13 protein-coding genes and 2 pseudogenes are annotated in these 15,519 nt (G+C 66.4%); 4 read left to right on the top strand and 11 right to left on the bottom strand.

Annotated elements, in window-relative coordinates; genetic code table 11:
* Positions 1 to 43: 43 nt before the first annotated feature.
* From ACFJIT_RS05245 to ACFJIT_RS05230, 4 genes and pseudogenes are all read right to left on the bottom strand, one after another.
* The gene (locus ACFJIT_RS05245; RefSeq protein ID WP_379655252.1) at positions 44 to 1,171 is read right to left on the bottom strand and encodes a polyamine ABC transporter substrate-binding protein; all 1,128 of its coding nucleotides are present in this window, start codon (positions 1,169 to 1,171) and stop codon (positions 44 to 46) included.
* Positions 1,172 to 1,279: 108 nt separating this feature from the next.
* Positions 1,280 to 2,644, bottom strand: a complete 1,365-nt coding sequence (locus tag ACFJIT_RS05240; protein ID WP_379655251.1) for an aspartate aminotransferase family protein — start codon at positions 2,642 to 2,644, stop codon at positions 1,280 to 1,282.
* 239 nt (positions 2,645 to 2,883) lie between these two features.
* Positions 2,884 to 4,270, bottom strand: a pseudogene (locus ACFJIT_RS05235) (glutamine synthetase family protein).
* Positions 4,267 to 5,031, bottom strand: coding sequence for a gamma-glutamyl-gamma-aminobutyrate hydrolase family protein (locus ACFJIT_RS05230; protein WP_379655250.1), 765 nt, complete (start codon positions 5,029 to 5,031; stop codon positions 4,267 to 4,269). Before ACFJIT_RS05230 ends, ACFJIT_RS05235 begins: the two are co-directional and overlap by 4 nt.
* A gap of 187 nt (positions 5,032 to 5,218) precedes the next feature.
* On the opposite strand from ACFJIT_RS05230, the gene ACFJIT_RS05225 reads away from it, so the two are divergent.
* The 3 genes and pseudogenes from ACFJIT_RS05225 to ACFJIT_RS05215 all read left to right on the top strand — a co-directional run bounded on the left by ACFJIT_RS05225 (position 5,219) and on the right by ACFJIT_RS05215 (position 8,426).
* Positions 5,219 to 6,583: a glutamine synthetase family protein gene (locus ACFJIT_RS05225; protein WP_379655249.1), complete on the top strand. Its 1,365-nt coding sequence runs from the start codon at positions 5,219 to 5,221 to the stop codon at positions 6,581 to 6,583.
* Complete coding sequence (locus ACFJIT_RS05220; RefSeq protein ID WP_379655248.1) at positions 6,573 to 7,868, top strand: NAD(P)/FAD-dependent oxidoreductase; 1,296 nt, start codon at positions 6,573 to 6,575, stop codon at positions 7,866 to 7,868. The genes ACFJIT_RS05225 and ACFJIT_RS05220 overlap by 11 nt, the downstream gene beginning before the upstream one ends.
* 95 nt (positions 7,869 to 7,963) lie before the next feature.
* Positions 7,964 to 8,426, top strand: a pseudogene (locus ACFJIT_RS05215) (bacteriohemerythrin).
* A gap of 4 nt (positions 8,427 to 8,430) precedes the next feature.
* On the opposite strand, the gene ACFJIT_RS05210 reads toward ACFJIT_RS05215, so the two are convergent.
* From ACFJIT_RS05210 to dapA, 6 genes are all read right to left on the bottom strand, one after another.
* Positions 8,431 to 9,717: an MFS transporter gene (locus ACFJIT_RS05210; protein ID WP_130517742.1), complete on the bottom strand. Its 1,287-nt coding sequence runs from the start codon at positions 9,715 to 9,717 to the stop codon at positions 8,431 to 8,433.
* 346 nt (positions 9,718 to 10,063) lie between these two features.
* Positions 10,064 to 10,354, bottom strand: coding sequence for a hypothetical protein (locus ACFJIT_RS05205; RefSeq protein WP_379655247.1), 291 nt, complete (start codon positions 10,352 to 10,354; stop codon positions 10,064 to 10,066).
* A gap of 451 nt (positions 10,355 to 10,805) precedes the next feature.
* Positions 10,806 to 11,213 (bottom strand): hypothetical protein, encoded by a 408-nt coding sequence (locus ACFJIT_RS05200; protein WP_379655246.1) that lies wholly within the window; start codon positions 11,211 to 11,213, stop codon positions 10,806 to 10,808.
* Positions 11,214 to 11,783: 570 nt separating this feature from the next.
* Complete coding sequence (locus ACFJIT_RS05195) at positions 11,784 to 12,176, bottom strand: hypothetical protein (protein ID WP_379655245.1); 393 nt, start codon at positions 12,174 to 12,176, stop codon at positions 11,784 to 11,786.
* A 146-nt stretch (positions 12,177 to 12,322) separates the two neighbouring features.
* A complete protein-coding gene (gene fdhD / locus ACFJIT_RS05190) occupies positions 12,323 to 13,093 on the bottom strand; it encodes a formate dehydrogenase accessory sulfurtransferase FdhD (protein WP_379655720.1) in 771 nt (256 codons plus the stop codon).
* Positions 13,094 to 13,214: 121 nt separating this feature from the next.
* Positions 13,215 to 14,114 (bottom strand): 4-hydroxy-tetrahydrodipicolinate synthase, encoded by a 900-nt coding sequence (dapA, locus tag ACFJIT_RS05185; RefSeq protein ID WP_379655244.1) that lies wholly within the window; start codon positions 14,112 to 14,114, stop codon positions 13,215 to 13,217.
* Between the two features lie 209 nt (positions 14,115 to 14,323).
* Between dapA and ACFJIT_RS05180 the strand changes: the two genes are divergently transcribed.
* Positions 14,324 to 14,803, top strand: a complete 480-nt coding sequence (locus ACFJIT_RS05180; protein ID WP_379655243.1) for a VOC family protein — start codon at positions 14,324 to 14,326, stop codon at positions 14,801 to 14,803.
* Between the two features lie 134 nt (positions 14,804 to 14,937).
* Here the strand turns inward: ACFJIT_RS05180 and ACFJIT_RS05175 are convergent, their stop codons facing one another.
* Positions 14,938 to 15,486 (bottom strand): cupin domain-containing protein, encoded by a 549-nt coding sequence (locus ACFJIT_RS05175; protein WP_379655242.1) that lies wholly within the window; start codon positions 15,484 to 15,486, stop codon positions 14,938 to 14,940.
* Positions 15,487 to 15,519: the final 33 nt, after the last annotated feature.

Raw genomic sequence — 15,519 nt, 5'->3', positions numbered from 1 at the left:
CGCCGCACCACGATGCAGGCCATGCGCCCCGCCCCGTCGCCGCCTACCGGCTGGTCTTCAGATCGGTCCACAGCCGGGTGTACTGCTTGTCCACCTCCGGCGGGATGATGGCGAAGGTGAACAGCTTGGCTTCCACCTCCGGCGGCGGATAGATCGTCGGGTCGGAGGTGATGGCCTTGTCCATCAGCGCCTTGGCCTTGGGCACCGCGTTGGGATAGCGGACGAAGTCCGAGTCGCTGGCCATCACCTTCGGGTCGAGCAGGTAGTTGATGTAGGCGTAGGCGTTGTCCACGTTCCTGGCGTCCTTGGGGATGGCCAGCATGTCGAACCACAGCGGCGCGCCTTCCTTGGGGATCGAGTAGGCGATGTGCACGCCGTTGCCGGCCTCGGCCGCGCGCTCGCGCGCCTGGATCACATCGCCCGACCAGCCCACCACCAGGCAGGTATCGCCATTGGCCAGCGCATCGATGTAGGCGGAGGAATGGAACTGGCCGATGTAGGGGCGGATCGTCTTGAGCAGCGCGCCGGCCTTGTCGATGACCTGCGGATCGGTGCTGTTGGGGTCTTCGCCCAGGTAGTTGAGGGCGATCGGGATCAGCTCGGACGGGGTGTCCAGGAAGGTGACGCCGCAGTCCTTGAGTTTGGCCAGGTTCTCCGGCTTGAACACCAGATCCCAGCTGTTGGTGACCTCGGTATTGCCGAAGGCCGCCTTGACCTTGTCCACGTTGTAGCCGATGCCGGTGGTGCCCCACATGTAGGGCACGGCGTACTGGTTGCCGGGATCCTGCTTGGCGATCTTCTGCATCATCTGCGGGTCGAGGTTGGCCAGGTTGGGGATCCTGGCCTTGTCCAGCGGCTGGAACACGCCGGCCTGGATCTGCCGCCCCAGGAAGTTGAGCGTGGGCACCACCACGTCGTAGCCGCTGGCGCCGGCCAGCAGCTTGGCCTCCAGCACCTCGTTGCCGTCGAACACGTCATAGGTCACCGAGATGCCGGTGGCCTTCTCGAAGTCGGCATTGGTGTCCGGGGCGATGTAGTCCGACCAGTTGTAGACGTTGACGTTCCTGGACTTGCCGCCGCCCGCCTCGCCCGACGCTGCCGCGCCATCCCCGCCGCCGCAGGCGGCCAGGCCGGCCATCGCCACCACCATTCCGAACACCCGCAACTTCATCGCCACTCTCCACACTGATCCGCCGCCGCGGCGGTCGTTGGTCAGACTGTACCCGTCGCAGCCTGCGTGCGGCCCGGGTCGATGGGCTGTCCTGACCGGCATCACGCCTCAGATCCCCAGTGCCGCGGCGGTGTCGTCCAGCGCCTTCCAGGCCTTGTCGAACAGCTCGTCCACCTGCGCGCGCTCGATCACCAGCGGCGGTGACAGCAGCATCGCGTCGTAGGTGGCACGCAGGATCAGCCCGTGGCGCAGCGCGTTGTCCCGACACAGCGCCCCCACCTTGCCGCGTTCCTCGAACAGGGTGCGCCGGCCCTTGTGCGGGACCAGCTCCAGGGCGCCCATCAGGCCGACGATGCGCGCCTGGCCGACCAGCCGGTGCTCACCCAGCTCCGCCCAGCGCTGGGCCAGGTACGGCGCGATGTGATCGCGCGCGGTCTCGACGATCCGCTCCTCCTGCAGAATGCGGATGTTCTCCAGCGCCACCGCCGCGCACACCGGATGGCCCGAGTACGTCGCCCCGTGCGCCAGCTCGCCGCCCTGCGCCTTCAGCACGCCGGCCACGCGCTCGCCAAACATCGCCGCGCCCAGCGGGATGTAGCCGGAGGTGATGCCCTTGGCGATGGTCATCACATCGGGACGGAAGCCGAAGGTCTGCGCGCCGAACCATTCCCCGGTGCGGCCGAAGCCGGTGATCACCTCGTCGGCCACCAGCAGCACGTCGTACTGGCGGCAGATGCGCTCCACCTCCGGCCAGTAGGTGCGCGGCGGGATGTACACGCCGATCGCGCCCATCACCGGCTCGCCGATGAAGGCGGCCACGCGCTCTGGCCCCAGTTCGAGGATCTTGTCCTCCACCCGGCGCGCGGCGAGCAGGCCGTATTCGTCTTCTGAAAGCTCGCCGCCATCGTGGAACCAGAACGGCGGATCGACATGGACGATGTCCGGGATCGGCAGGCCGCCCTGCCCGTGCATGCTCTTCATCCCGCCCAGGCTGGCGCCGGCCACGGTGGTGCCGTGGTAGCCGTTGTGGCGGGCGATGAAGACGTTCTTGCGCGGCTGGTCCTGCACCGCCCAGTAGTGCCGCACCAGGCGCAGGATGGTGTCGTTGGCCTCCGAGCCGGAGTTGACGAAGAAGGCGTGATCCAGATCGTACGGCGTCAGCTCGGCCAGCTTGGCCGCCAGGCGGATGGTCGGCTCGGTGGTGCACTGGAAGAAGCTGTTGTAGTAGGCCAGCTGCTCCATCTGCCGCGCGGCGGCCCGGCCCAGCTCGGCGCGGCCATAGCCGATGTTGACGCACCACAGCCCGGCGAAGGCGTCGAGCAGCTTGTGGCCTTCGGCATCCCAGACGTAGCAGCCCTCGCCGCGGGTCAGGATGCGCGTGCCCTTGGCGGCCAGCGCCGCGTTGTCGTTGAACGGATGCAGATGGTGAGCGGCATCGAGGTCTTGCAGAGTGCGGGCTTGGTGGGCATCCATGGACTTGTGCTTCTCGCTTGTTACACAGTGGCAGTCGTACTTGCGTTGGTTTCTCTTAGCGGCTTGGATCAGCCCATAAGGCCATCGTTTCCGCGACCTAGAAAAACCGTCATTCCCGCGAAAGCGGGAATCCATGGACCTTCGCGCGCAAAGCCCATGTCCACGGGGGTCCCCGCTTTCGCGGGGACGACGACGGAGAATGATCGGCCGCTTCCACAGCGCCACCGCGTGGCACGCGCCTAGACATTCAACAGCAGAAACTCCCGCTCCCACGAACTGATCACCCGGAAGAACGTCTCGTACTCCTTGCGCTTGACCGAGATATAGGCACGCACGAAGCGTTCGCCCAGCAGCGCCCGCAGCGGCGCGCAGCCCTCCAGTTCGTCCAGCGCCTCGCCCAGCGAGCGCGGCAGCTCGAAGCCGATGTCCTGCGCACTGCTGGCCAGCGGCTTGGTCGGCTGCAGCTTCTCCTGCAGCCCCAGCAGGCCGCAGGCCAGGGTCGCCGCCATCGCCAGATACGGATTGGCGTCGGAGCCGGCGAAGCGGCTCTCCACGCGCGTGTTCTCCAGCGTGTCCTTGGGCACGCGCAGGCCGCAGGTGCGGTTGTCGTAGCCCCACTGCACATTGATCGGCGCCACCTGGCCGATGGCCAGGCGCCGGTAGGAATTCACGTTGGGCGCGAAGAAGGCCATGGTCATCGGCGCGTACTTCTGCAGCCCGCCCATGTAGTGCAGGAAGGTCTTGCGCTCCTTGCCCAGCTCCTTGCCGGCGAACACGTTCGCGCCGGTCCTGCGATCCAGCAGGCTCTGATGGATGTGCATGGCGCTGCCGGGCTCGTTCTCCATCGGCTTGGCCAGGAAGGTGGCGTAGATGCCGTGGCGCAGCGCGGCCTCGCGCATGGTGCGCTTGAACAGGAAGACCTGATCGGCGCGGCTGAGCGCGTCGGCGTGAGTGAAGTTGACCTCAAGTTGCGCCGCGCCGGATTCGTGGATCAGCGTGTCCACGTCAAGCTCCATCGCATCGCAGTAGTCGTACATCAGGTCCAGGATCGGGTCGAACTCGTTGACCGCATCGATGGAGTACGACTGGCGCGCGGTCTCCGGCCGGCCCGAGCGCCCGGCCGGCGGCAGCAGCGGAAAGTCCGGGTCGGTGTTCTTCTGCACGCAGGAAGAACTCCAGCTCCGGCGCCACCACCGGCTGCAGGCCGGCCTCCTCGTAGGCCTTGAGCACGCGCCGCAGCACGTTGCGCGGGGCCAGATCGTGCGGCTCGCCGTCCTTGGTCCAGCAGTCGTGGATCACCTGCGCGGTGGGATCGGCGGCCCACGGCACCATGCGCACGGTGCCCGGGTCCGGGCGCAGGAACATGTCCGAGTCCGAGGGGCTGGTCAGCTCGTAATAGTCGTCGGGATAGTCGCCGGTGACCGTGGTGGCGAAGATGCCTTCGGGCAGGCGCGTGCCGTAGTCGTGGCTGAACTTGTCGGCCGGAATGATCTTGCCGCGCGCGATACCGGTGATGTCCGGCACCAGGCACTCGACCTCGGTGATGCGCCGCTCCTTGAGCCAGCGCCGCAGCGAATTGTCGGCCGGCTCTGCGGGCGTATCGGGTTGGGTCTTGCGGCGGCTCATGCGAAGGCGACCTCCTGGCGGCGGGTGGCACGGGCACGGCAGGCCTGGCCGAAGGCATGGAAGATGCCGGCGTAGAACGGCTGCTCGGTCACCCGCCACTCCGGATGCCATTGCACACCGAGCAGAAAACTCGCGCCTTCATGTCGAAAGGCCTCGATCAGGCCATCGGGCGCGGTCGCCTCGACCACCAGGCCCTCGGCCAGGCGGCGCACGCCCTGGCCATGCAGCGAATTGACCCACGGCGCGTCCTCGCCGAAGGACGCCAGCAGCCCGCCCGGCGCCAGTGTCACCGGATGGGCCGGGCCGTACTGCATCTCCAGCGGCGCGCGCGTGTCCTCGCGATGGTCCATCAACCCCGGCACCGCGTGCACCTTCTGGTGCAGCGTGCCACCCAGGGCGACGTTGACCTCCTGGAAGCCGCGGCAGATCGCCAGGATCGGCACGCCGGCGGCCAGCGCCGCACGCACCAGCGGCAGCGCGGTGCCGTCGCGCGCCGCATCGTGCGGGTTGCCTTCCCAGCTCGGTTCGTCCGAATAGTGATGCGGCTCGATGTTGCTGACCGCGCCGGTCAGCAGCAGGCCATCTACCGTGTCCAGCAACGCCTCCACCGGCAAGGCCGGCGTCAGCGACGGCCACAGCAGCGGCACGCAGCCGGCGCCCTCGACGAGCGCCCGCAGGTACTTCTCGCCCACCATCAGAAAGGGATGCGATCCGATCGGTCTGCGGTCGGTCGGCACACCGACCAGCGGCGGTCTGGCCATGCAGGACGACTCCTCAGGGCGTTGAAGCAAGCTAGCGTGGCCGTTTTATTTTTACAACACACACCGCGTGCGAGCCGTCGGTTGCTGTCCTGCAGGCCAGATTCATGAACTCGCGCGGCAACGGCGTTGAGTATTCTTGACAACAACGCGCCTGCTAGGCTGTCTCCAACGCCGCCAAGAGTCCGCCATGACCGCCCCGTCTGACGCCCGCGACGCCGCTACCCTGGCCGCCCTGCCGGACCTGGAGGCCATCGACCTGCTGCTGCCGGACATGAACGGCGTGCTGCGCGGCAAGCGCATCACGCGCCAGGCGCTGGACAAGGTATTCGCCGATGGCATCTGCCTGCCGATGTCGCTGATCGCCACCGACATCACCGGCAACACCGTCGAGGAAACCGGCCTGGGCTACGACATCGGCGACGAGGACCGCATCTGCCGGCCCGTGCCCGGCTCGCTGCGGCCGGTGCCATGGGCGCCGCGCCCCACCGCGCAGCTGCTGCTGGCGATGGAGGACGGCGCCGGCGGCCTGTTCGAGGCCAATCCGCGGCAGGTGCTGGGCCGGGTGGTGCAGCGCTTCGCCGACCTCGGCCTGACCCCGGTGGTGGCCATCGAGCTGGAGTTCTACCTGTTCGACCGCCTGCCCGATGCGCACGGCCGCCCGCAGCCGGCGATCAACCCCAATACCGGCACGCGCAACACGAGCACGCAGGTCTATTCGATCGAAGACCTGGACGACAACCGCGATTTCATCGATGCGGTCGCGTCCGTGTGCCGCGCGCAGGACATCCCCGCCGACACCGCCGTGGCCGAATACGCGCCGGGCCAGTTCGAGATCAATCTCAAGCATCGCGCCGACGCGCAGCAGGCCTGCGACGACGCGGTGATGCTCAAGCGCGCGATCAAGGCCGTGGCACAGCAACAAAGACTGCAAGCCAGCTTCATGGCCAAGCCGCTGGTCGACCAGGCCGGCAGCGGCCTGCACGTGCACGTGAGCCTGCTCGACGCGCAGGGCCGCCATGTCTTCGCCGGCACCGCGCAGGCGCCGGCCGCGGCGCTGCTGCACGCCGTCGGCGGCCTGCAGGCCAGCGCGGCCGACACCATGCTGCTGTTCGCCCCGCACGCCAACAGCTACCGCCGCTACGTGCCCAACGCCTTCGTCCCGCTGGGCCGCAGCTGGGGCTACAACAACCGCACCGTGGCCATGCGCATCCCGCACAGCGATGCGGCCAACACGCGCATCGAGCACCGTATCGCCGGCGCCGACGCCAATGTCTACCTGGCCTGCGCCGCGGTGCTGGCCGGGATGCTGCATGGACTGGAACAGCGCCTCGATCCCGGCCCACCCATCGTCGGCAACGCCTACGCCCAGACCGAGCAGCACAGCCCGCACTGGCGCGGTTCGATCGAGGATTTCCTGGGCAGCGCCTTCATCGCCGAACATTTCGGCGAGCGCTTCCGCCACCTCTACGGCCAGCAGAAGCGCAAGGAACAGCGCAGCTTCGACACCCAGGTCACCGACCTGGACTACGCCTGGTACCTGCGTGCGGTCTGAGCCCGACACGCCCGGCACCTACCCCGACAGCTGGTACGCGGCCAGCACCACGCCCCTGCCCGCCCAGCCCACGCTCGAGGGGCGCATCGACTGCGATGTCTGCATCCTCGGCGCCGGCTACACGGGCCTGGCCGCGGCGCTTGAGCTGGCCGAAGCTGGCCATCGCGTGGTGGTGCTGGAGGCGCAGCGGATCGGCTGGGGCGCGTCGGGCCGCAACGGCGGCCAGGCCATCGTCGGCTTCGGCTGCGGCGAGGAGAAGCTCGAGGCGCTGGTGGGCCTGGACGACGCGCGGCGCATGTTCGATCTGTCCCGCGAAGGCCTGGCCTGGCTGCACGCGCGGCTGGCCCGACACGGCATCCAGGCGCACTGGCGCCCCGGCCACGCCACCGTGCCGCTGAAAGCCCGCCAGCAGCGCGAGGTGCAGGCCATGGTCGAACGCTTCCACACCCACTACGAGCATCCGGTGCAGTGGTGGGACCGCGAACGCCTGCGCGCCACCCTGGCCAGCGAACGCTACCTGGGCGCGCTCTACGATCCGATCAGCGGCCACCTGCATCCGCTGGCCTATGCGCTGGGCCTGGGACGCGCGGCGCTGGACGCCGGCGTGCGCATCTTCGAGACCAGCGCGGTGACCCGCCTGCAGCGCGGCGCGCGGCCGATGTTCAGCACGGCACGCGGGCAGGTGCACTGCGACTTCGGCGTGCTCGCCGGCAATGCGCCGCTGCACGGTATCGCGCCGGAACTCGAAGCGCGGATCATGCCGGTCGGCACCTACATCGCCGCCACCGTCCCGCTGGGCGAGGAACGCGCACGCGCGCTGATCGGCAACGACATGGCCGTGGCCGACACGGCCTGGGCGCTGGACTACTACCGCCTCAGCCACGACCACCGCCTGCTGTTCGGTGGACGCGCCAGTTACTCCGGGCGCCCCCCGCGCGATCTCGCGGCGATCATGCGCCGGCGCATCGCGGAGGTGTTCCCGCAGTTGGGCGAGGTCGCGTTGGATTATGTCTGGGGCGGCCTGGTAGACATCTCGCGCAACCGCGCCCCGCACTGGGGGCGACTGCAGCCCAATCTGTACTTCGCGCAGGGCTTCTCAGGCCACGGCGTGGTCGCCACCGGCCTGGCCGGCAAGCTGATCGCCGAGGCCATCGCCGGCCAGTCCGCCCGCCTGGACCTGTTCGCCAAAATCCGGCAGGCGCCCTTCCCTGGCGGACAGGCACTGCGCACGCCGCTGCTGGTGGCGGCGATGAGCTGGTACAAGCTGCGCGACGCGCTGTGGTGACCGCACGACATTGACTGCGATCAATGCCGCGGCGATCGGCCGATGCCAGCCTGCGGGCATGGGGCCTCAGGGCCCGCAACCGCACGGGACACGCGATGGCACTTCTGATCTGGCAGGACGATCTGGACACCGGCATCGGGGTGATCGACCAGCAGCACCGGCGCATCGTCGAGATGATCAACACTCTGCATCAGACCCAGCAGCAGGGCCAGCGCCTGGCGGTGGGCGAAGTGATCGCCGAACTGGTGGACTACACCCTCTCCCACTTCGCCTTCGAGGAGGAGCTGATGGAGGAAGCCGGCTATCCCTTCTGCGCCGCGCACAAGCGGGTGCATGAGGTGTTCACCCGCCGCGTCAGCGAGTACCGCCTGCGCTTCGAGGCCGGCGAAGACGTCACCGAGGAACTCAAGCAGATGCTGGCGCGCTGGCTGTTCAACCACATCCGCAGCGACGACAAGGCCTATTCGGAGACCGTGCGCCGGCACCTTGGACCAGTTCAGCCGCCACCACCAGCAGGGCGGCTGGCTGGCGCGCACGATGGCGCGCCTGTTCCGCTGAAGGCCTACAGCGTGACGCTGGCGTGGCGGCGCACCGCCAGCAGGGCCAGGATGGTGATCAGCGCCGCCCCGCTGAGGTAGAAGCCCACCGGCTGCACGCCGTACTTACCGGCCAGCCAGGTCGCCACGTACGGCGCCGGCGCGGCGCCCAGCACGCTGGCCAGGTTGAAGGACAGCGACGAGCCCGTGTAGCGCACCTCGGTCGGATACACCTCCGACAGCAGCGTGCCGACCGGGCCATAGGTCCAGCCCATCACGAACAAGCCCAGGCACAGGAACACCAGCACGAAGGCCGGATGCCCGGCGGTGAACAGCGTCGGGAACACCAGCCCGAACAGCAGGATGCCCACGCTGGCCACCATCATCGCGTGGCGCGCCGAAGTGCGGTCGCCGAACTTGGCCGAGATCGGGATGCCGGCGGCGAAGAACAGCATGCCCACCATCTGCATCAGCAGGAACTCCTGCTTGGAGTACCCCAGCGTCACGGTGCCGTAGCCCAGCGCGAACACCGTCATCAGATAGAACAGCACAAAGGTCGCCAGCGCCCCCAGCGTGCCCAGCACCAGCGGCCCCAGATGCTGGGAGAACACCGCGCGGAACGGCACGCGCAGACGCTCGTTACGCTCGATCGCCTGCTGGAAGGCCGGCGTCTCGCGGATCGACAAACGCACCCACAGGCCGATCAGCACCAGCAGCGCCGAGGCCAGGAACGGCACGCGCCAGCCCCAGGCCAGGAACTGCTCCGGCGACAGCAGCGCGCCCATGATCAGGAAGGTCGAGGCCGACAGCAGAAAGCCCAGCGGCGCACCCAGCTGCGGGAACATGCCGTACCAGCCGCGCTTGCCCGGCGGCGCGTTCTCGGTCGCCAGCAGCACCGCCCCGCCCCACTCGCCGCCCAGGCCGATGCCCTGGCCGAAGCGGCACAGCGTCAGCAGCACCGGCGCCAGCAGGCCGACGCTGTGATAGCTGGGCAGCAGGCCGATCACCACCGTGGAGATGCCCATGGTCAGCAGCGCCGCCACCAGCGTGGCCTTGCGGCCGATGCGGTCGCCGAAATGGCCGAACAGCGCCGAGCCGAACGGCCGCGCCACGAACGCCACCGCGAAGGTCGCCAGCGACGCCAGCTGCGCGGCCACCGGATCGCCCTGCGGAAAGAACAGCTTGGGGAACACCAGCACCGCGGCGGTGGCGTAGATGTAGAAATCGAAGAATTCGATCGTGGTACCCATCAGGCTGGCCAGCAAGACGCGGGCCGGAGAGTTGACGGGCGGGGCGGCGGTGGTCGAGGACATCTTCAGGTCGCGTTCCGGAACAAAAGCCGGCGGATTCTGTCATGTTTGACCGGGGGGCGTGGAGACGGTTGCGCTTGAGACGATTCGCGAGGACGAGATGAGCCAAATGTTATGGATTGCCCAAGTCTTCCCTAATCTCATGGTCATAGGAAATGCTACGGCCCAAGAATATGGCGCCGACTGTGTCATAGGCATCCGTTTCTTGACCTGTCAGCACTTCGCGGGCGGCCATTCAGATAAGCGTAGCGAATCATTTAATCAATATGGCCTTAGGTGCCGACCAGATCAGATAATAAAGCCCAGTCAAGCGACATGACAGCAGCACACATAATTCAACACGCATTGGCTACTGTTGCAAGCCGGACCCAGCTCTTTTCCGGACTTCAGCTATTAATTTAGGATCGTCAACAGGACAGAATTTAACGGCGCCCCCGGAATAATCATAGCGCACCACGTCAATTACCCCATTGGCACGCAACAGTTGAAATATCCCAGGATCCTCGCCACCACTCTCATTCGCGATCTTTATAGCATCCTGTGTAAGCGATCTCGCAGTTACCAGACCAGTCTTTTTACCGCCGGCACTTAGCCACTCAAAATCCGCAAAAGCTCCATTATCAGTGATGTAGGTACTCATGTGTATATCTGACCTTAATTCCTCCCCTGGCGGCAGGAAGTGAGGGGCTCGACATCCGGATCTAAGTTGAAAATTCGCATCATAAAGCCTTCCACAAGCACAGAAATTCGCTACGCAAGCACAAATTACGGCGATCTGGCCCAATTTACGATTTGACACGTAGGACTTCATTTTTTCGCACTTAGAGATAGTATTCGGATCTGGCGCCCACGCCGGATAGCGCCCCGCCGTTGAGAGCATAGTGGAGATGCAGGATACCGCGGCAATGTTACGTTGGGCGCACGCAACCTCCGGATTACTTAGTGTGCCGCTCCAAGATGAGGCATTTGCACTTGTTCTGCTCGTAGCAGACATCATGTGCGAAGCAACACACTTGAGCACGCGTGTTGTTTGATATGCATGCCCCGTCAGAGCAAATGCCATCTGGGTCGTGACGTCGTAGGAGTCATGGTCATAACGTTGTATTACAGTGCCTGAGAAATCGGTCAGCAGACGTGTGCTGCCCAGCAAGTCGCTCAAGAAATAGGCACGACAGCTGCGCGCATGACGCTGGTCGATGCCCGGCCCCCGTCAGGATCGGATTAACCGTGGTGCCCTGCGTCTCCTGGACCACGTCCAGCCCGTCACAGAGGTGATTGGTGGTGGCCCCACCCTCGGTTTTGGCGATGCGCCGTCCCAATGCGTCATAGCTGAAACTGGCGATGACCGTGCTGCCGGACTTGATCTGGATCAGCCGGTCGCGATCGTCCCAGACGTAGGTTCGGCTGCCTTCGCTGATCAGGTTGCCGTTGCCGTCGTAGCTGAGGGCGACGTTGTTAGCCTTGGTCTGGCGGTTGTTGTCTGTTGGTACTGGCCGCAAGAAGCGACTGCGGGGCGTGCGTACCGGTCTGGGCCACCAGCTGGCCGCTGCCGTCTTAGCCACAGCCCAAGCTGCCCAGCGCCGTCTGCCCGGACTTGCCACAAGTTGTCGTACTTCCAGCCCAGCGCATCGGAGATGCTATAAAACCCTGTTGTGACTTAGTCGAGACCATAAAGAACCAGAAAATTAAATGGATCACTTACCTCGCGGATACAGCCCAAGCACTTCCAGGATTCTAAATGCCGGAGCCAGAACAAGATATACGACCAGGGGAGAGTAGATAAAGATAGCGGACATCGAAATTAAATCCAGATAGGCTGGATGTCTATTAATAAGCCAATCCCTCGTTGAAAAGACAAAAACAGTAATTCCAAAGAGTTTTATTGCTATCCAAATGGCAGACAGGATTAACCTATTAGCACTCACGGCGAGCCCCACTGTTTAATGGATTAGCCAACTTCCTCCGCCCTCAGGCCCTCGCACTAACTTTCTCCACAAGCCGTCCGCGCTTGGCGGTATCCACTCCATTTCAAAGGATTCCAGGTCTTTCCGCCTCTGACGCTTCATCCATCAGTGCGGATCCCCTTCACAAATTCCAAGCGCCCGATCAAGAATATTCTTGGGAGGAAGACCACCCATACTTGGATGCGCAGCTATATATGTCTTCGCGGCCTTGATGGCTCCTCGATCTTTCTCGCGGCAGCTCCAATACGGCACCGCGGGCGCGTACACGCCAAGATCGAATAACGCCTGACCGATATCCCTCTCGTGCAGCGCCACAGAATAGGAAAGATCATGGCGTTCTATCGCAGCGGCCGACAGTCGGATACGCCCCAGCGCCTGGGAGACCTCATTCTGACCGGCCAGGGTGGCCATCATATCCGCCCCTTGCTTGATCCCAAAATAAAATCCGATACCGCCCGCAGTCCCCATCAAAACCAATATCAAGGCAATCTTGGCCACGCTCTTCATCCCTTCTCCCTTCCAGTGCGCGCCCGCACCATAGCGTTGCGTTGAAGCACTCGTTCTCACCACCCAGAGCCCAGCCACTGAGAAGGGCTCGGTGTAGCGTGGCCCACCGATGCGCCAACGCCCCGATCTTCAGCGCCTTATCCGTCCAGCCGCTGGGGATGGGTATAGACAGCGTAGCCGTCCTCGCGGGCGAAGCCCAGCAGGGTCAGGCCGGTGCGCTGGGCCAGCGCGAGGGCCAGGGCGGTCGGGGCGGAGATGGCGGCCAGGAAGGCGATGCCGGCGCTGGCGGCCTTCATCGCCATTTCGTAGCTGGCCCGGCTGGTGACGACCAGGAAACCGGCCTGGGGATCGAGCCCGGCGCGGTGCATGGCGCCGATCAGCTTGTCCAGCGCGTTGTGCCGGCCCACGTCTTCGCGCACCAAGGCGATCTCGCCGTCGGCCAGCGCCCAGCCGGCGGCATGGGTGGCGCCGGTGCGGGCGCCCAGCGGTTGGGCGGCGCGCAGCGCGCGCAAGGCGCGCTGCAGCGCTGCGGGCGTCACGACGATCCCGGGGCCGACCGGTGCGGGATCGCGCAGGGCCGCCTCCAGCAGTTCGCTGCCGCACACGCCGCAGCCGCTGCGCCCGCTCATGCTGCGGCGGCGTCGCTGCAGCGCCTGCTCGCGTTGCGGCGGGATGCGCATGCGCACCTCCACGCCTTCAAGCAGGTGTTCGATCGACTCGACATGCGCATCCTCGATGGCCTCGACGATGCCCTCGCTGAGCGCGAAGCCCTGGGCGAAATCGACCAGGTCGCACGGCGTGGCCATCATCACCGCGAACGGCGCGTCGTTGTAGACGAAGGCCACCGGCACTTCCTCGGCGATCTCGTCCGCGCGTGCCTCGGCGACTTCACCGCGCACGCGCACCATCTCGCGCCGCACGCTGCCGGCGTCTTCGGTTGAAGCCGGCCGCGTCGGATCGCTCAAGGCCGCAGGCCTGCGATCCGGCGCGGGGCGGCACGACCTGTGCGCGGCGCCGGCGACATCGGCGTCAGCCCAGCAAGCCGGCTTCGCGCAGCGCCGCCTCGACCTTGGCCTGGTTGGCCGGCTCGAGTTCGGTCATCGGCAGGCGTAGCGTGCCGCCGCAGTGGCCCAGGCGCGACACCGCCCACTTGACCGGGATCGGGTTGGCCTCGACGAACAGCTGCTTGTGCAGCGGCAGCAGGCGTCGCTGGATCGCCATTGCGGTGACGACATCACCGGCCAGCGCCGCCGCGCACAGCTCGCGCATCAGCCGCGGGGCAACATTGGCGGTGACGCTGACGTTGCCGTGGCCGCCGCACAGCATCAGCGCCACGGCCGTGGCGTCGTCGCCGGAGTAAATGGAAAAGCCTTCCGGCGCCTCGCGGATCAGCCACTGCGCGCGCTCGATGTTGCCGGTGGCCTCCTTGATGCCGACGATGCGCGGCAGCTGCGCCAGGCGCAGCACGGTGTCGTGCGCCAGGTCGGCTGCGGTCCGGCCGGGCACGTTGTAGAGCACGATCGGCAGATCGCCGGTGGCCTCGGCGATGGCGGCGAAGTGGCGGTACTGCCCTTCCTGACCGGGCTTGTTGTAGTAAGGCACCACCTGCAGCTGGCTGTCGGCGCCGACCTCGCGCGCGAACCTGGCCAGCGCGATCGCCTCGGCGGTGGAATTGGCCCCGCAGCCGGCCATCACCGGCACGCGGCCGGCGGCCTGCTCGACCGCCACGCGGATGATCTCGCAGTGCTCCTCCACGTCGACCGTGGGCGACTCGCCGGTGGTGCCGACCACGCCGATGCAATCGGTGCCTTCGGCCACGTGCCAGTCCACCAGTTTGCGCAGGGCGGCGTAGTCGACGCTGCCGTCCTGGTGCATGGGGGTGACGAGCGCGACGATGCTGCCGCGCAGGGGGGCGTGGGAAGTGGTCATGAAGGCAGGGCTTGCGGAATGGAATGGAGGGAACCGTCGATTCTAAGCGGCACGGCGCGGCCGCGGGCGCGCCGCAAGCGGTGTCGCCTGCAACCATCGCGCTCGGAGTCCGTTGGCCTGCGTGTCGATCTTCATCGCCTTCGCGCGTCGGAGCCGTATAAGGACGCGGCAGTCCCGCCGCGTCGTTCACCGCCAGGAGGAAACACCCCATGATTCCGAAGAACACCCTGTGCCTCTGGTACGACGGCACCGCGCTGGAAGCTGCGCAGTTCTACGCGCAGACCTTTCCCGACAGCCAGGTTGGCGCCGTGCGGCGCGCGCCGTCCGACTTCCCCTCCGGCAAGGCCGGCGACGTGCTGGTCGTGGAGTTCACCGTGTGCGGCGTGCCGTGCATCGGGCTCAACGGCGGGCCAGTGTTCAAGCACAGCGAGGCGTTCTCGTTCCAGATCGCCACCGATGACCAGGCCGAGACCGACCGCCTGTGGGACGCCATCGTCGGCAACGGCGGGCAGGAGAGCGCCTGCGGCTGGTGCAGGGACAAGTGGGGCCTGTCCTGGCAGATCACGCCGCGCACGCTGACCGAAGGCATGGCCGATCCGGACCCCGCGGTGGCCAGGCGCGTATTCGAGGCGATGATGACGATGGGCAAGATCGATGTGGCCGCGATCGATGCGGCGCGCCGGGGCTGATCCCAGGGAGACTCTCCAGCGTCTGATCCTGCTGCTGCTTCGCGTCGCAAGGAGAAGCGGCTGTCTGGATACCGCGCGATGCCCTGCACGCTCCGCAGCCCATCGCTCGCAGGGCTGCGACGGCGGCGTCGGTCTCAGAACGTCGGCGGCGTGTTCGCGCTGACGATCACGGCCTCGGTCTCGCCCAGGTTGCGGAGGCGATGCGGCACGCGGCTTTCGAAGTAATAGCCCTCGCCGGCGCGCAGCACGCGCACCTGCTCGCCGACGGTGATCTCCACCTCGCCGGCCACGACCACCCCGCCCTCTTCGCCGGCGTGGACCAGCAGGGTCGGGCCGGTGTCGGTGCCCGGCGGCATCACCTCGCGCAGGATGCACATCTGCCGTCGCGCCACGCGTTGTCCGACCAGGAAATAGTGCACGCCGTTGCTGCCCACATCGGGCGTGTCGGCCACCGTGTAGAACGGGCTGTCCGGCGGTCCCGGCTGCAGGTCGAGGGTGAAGAAATCGGCCAGCGAGATCGGGATGCCGTCCAGCACCTTCTTCAACGAGCCGACCGAGGGGCTGACCTTGTTCTGCTCGATCAGCGAGATCGTGCTGTTGGTCACGCCCACGCGCTTGGCCAGCTCGCGCTGACTGAGCTGCTTGGCGGTGCGCACCTGCTGCAACCGCGCTCCGATGTCCATGGTGGCTCCCTGGCTGCCCATCTGTTGCGGATT

Source organism: Pseudoxanthomonas sp. UC19_8, from assembly GCF_042700505.1.
Lineage (GTDB): Bacteria > Pseudomonadota > Gammaproteobacteria > Xanthomonadales > Xanthomonadaceae > Pseudoxanthomonas_A > Pseudoxanthomonas_A winnipegensis.
Note: the sequence above shows the minus strand (reverse complement) of the source record. Positions and strands in the feature narration are given on the sequence as shown.